Source organism: Mesorhizobium sp. M7A.F.Ca.CA.001.08.2.1 (assembly GCF_003998455.1).
Taxonomy (GTDB): Bacteria; Pseudomonadota; Alphaproteobacteria; order Rhizobiales; family Rhizobiaceae; genus Mesorhizobium; species Mesorhizobium ciceri.
Genome location: NZ_RZPW01000905.1, coordinates 1 through 2,262, shown reverse-complemented (window position 1 = coordinate 2,262; position 2,262 = coordinate 1). Strand labels below are relative to the sequence as shown.

1 protein-coding gene is annotated in these 2,262 nt (G+C 63.6%); it reads left to right on the top strand.

The annotated features are described in order from the left end of the window. On the top strand, nucleotides 1–2,262 hold a 2,262-nt coding region (locus EN914_RS32715), incomplete at both ends, for an FAD-dependent oxidoreductase (RefSeq protein ID WP_164779087.1).

Below are 2,262 nucleotides of genomic sequence, written 5' to 3'. Positions count from 1 at the left end.
GACGTCGGGCACGACATGGCATGCCGCCGGCCTGATCGGCCAGCTGCGCGGTTCGCAGAACATGACGCGGCTGGCGAAATATTCCGCCGACCTCTACGTCAAGCTGGAAGCAGAGACCGAAGTCGGCACCGGCATGCGCCAGGTCGGTTCGATCACCGTGGCGCTGACCGAGGAGCGCAAGCACGAGATCTACAGGCAAGCGTCGCTGGCGCGTGCCTTCGATGTCGACGTGCGCGAGATTTCGCCCAGGGAAGTCAGCGAGATGTACCCGCATCTCAATGTTTCCGATGTCGTCGGTGCCGTGCATCTGCCGCTCGACGGCCAGTGCGACCCCGCCAACATCGCCATGGCACTGGCCAAGGGCGCGCGCCAGCGCGGTGCGACCATCGTCGAGAACGTCAAGGTCACCAAGGTCCACAGCAAGGCCGGCCGCGTCACGGGCGTGTCCTGGACACAAGGCGAAGAGCAAGGCACCATCGAGGCCGACATCGTCGTCAACTGCGCCGGCATGTGGGCGCGCGAACTGGGAGCGCAGAACGGCGTCACCATCCCGCTGCACGCCTGCGAGCATTTTTACCTCGTCACCGAGCCGATCCCCGGCCTCACCCGCCTGCCGGTGCTGCGTGTGCCCGACGAGTGTGCCTACTACAAGGAGGACGCCGGCAAGATGATGCTGGGCGCTTTCGAGCCGGTGGCAAAGCCCTGGGGCATGGACGGCATCCGTGAAGATTTCTGCTTCGACCAACTGCCGGAGGATATGGAGCATTTCGAGCCGATCCTCGAAATGGGCGTCAACCGCATGCCGATGCTGGCGACCGCCGGCATCCACACCTTCTTCAATGGTCCCGAGAGTTTTACGCCCGACGACCGCTACTATCTCGGCGAGGCGCCGGAACTGTCCGGCTACTGGATGGCGACCGGCTACAATTCGATCGGCATCGTCTCCTCCGGTGGCGCCGGCATGGCGCTGGCGCAGTGGATCAATGATGGCGAAGCCCCCTTCGACCTGTGGGAAGTAGACATCCGCCGTGCCCAGCCGTTCCAGAAGAACCGCCGCTATTTGAAGGAGCGCGTCTCTGAAACGCTTGGCCTGCTCTATGCCGATCATTTCCCCTATCGTCAGATGGCGACGTCGCGCAATGTCAGGCGCTCGCCGCTGCACGAGCATCTGAAGGCGCGCGGCGCTGTCTTCGGCGAAGTCGCCGGCTGGGAGCGCGCCAACTGGTTCGCCCGCGAGGGCCAGGAGCGCGAATACCGCTATTCCTGGAAGCGCCAGAACTGGTTCGACAACCAGCGCGAGGAACACCTTGCGGTCAGGAATGGCGTCGGCCTGTTCGACATGACCTCGTTCGGCAAGATCCGTGTCGAGGGCCGCGACGCCTGTGCTTTCCTGCAAAGACTATGCGCCAACGACATGGATGTCGCGCCGGGCAAGATCGTCTACACCCAGATGCTCAACAAGCGCGGCGGCATCGAGAGCGATCTGACGGTCTCGCGGCTGTCGGAAACCGCCTACTTCCTCGTCGTCCCCGGCGCCACGCTGCAGCGCGACCTGGCTTGGCTGCGCAAGCACGTCGCCGATGAGTTCGTCGTCGTCACCGACGTAACGGCGGCCGAAAGCGTGCTCTGCCTGATGGGCCCGGACGCGAGAAAGCTGATCCAGAAGGTCAGCCCCAACGATTTCTCCAATGAGAAAAATCCGTTCGGCACGTTCCAGGAGATCGAGATCGGCATGGGCCTGGCCCGCGCCCATCGCGTCACCTATGTCGGCGAACTCGGCTGGGAACTCTATGTCTCGACCGACCAGGCGGCCCATGTCTTCGAGGCGATCGAGGAGGCCGGCGCTGATGTCGGCCTGAAGCTCTGTGGTTTGCACACGCTGGATTCCTGCCGCATCGAAAAGGCCTTCAGGCATTTCGGCCACGACATCACCGACGAGGACAATGTGCTGGAAGCCGGCCTCGGCTTCGCGGTGAAGACCGCCAAGGGCGACTTCATCGGTCGCGATGCCGTGCTGCGCAAGAAGGAAGCCGGCCTGTCACGCCGGCTCGTACAGTTCCGGCTGAAGGATCCGGAACCCCTGCTCTTCCATAACGAGGCGATCCTGCGCGACGGTAAGATCGTTGGTCCGATAACGTCTGGCAATTACGGCCATCACCTCGGCGGCGCAGTCGGGCTGGGCTATGTGCCTTGCGAGGGCGAGAGCGAGGCGGATGTGCTGGCGTCGTCCTATGAGATCGAAATCGCCGGCGAGCGTTTTGC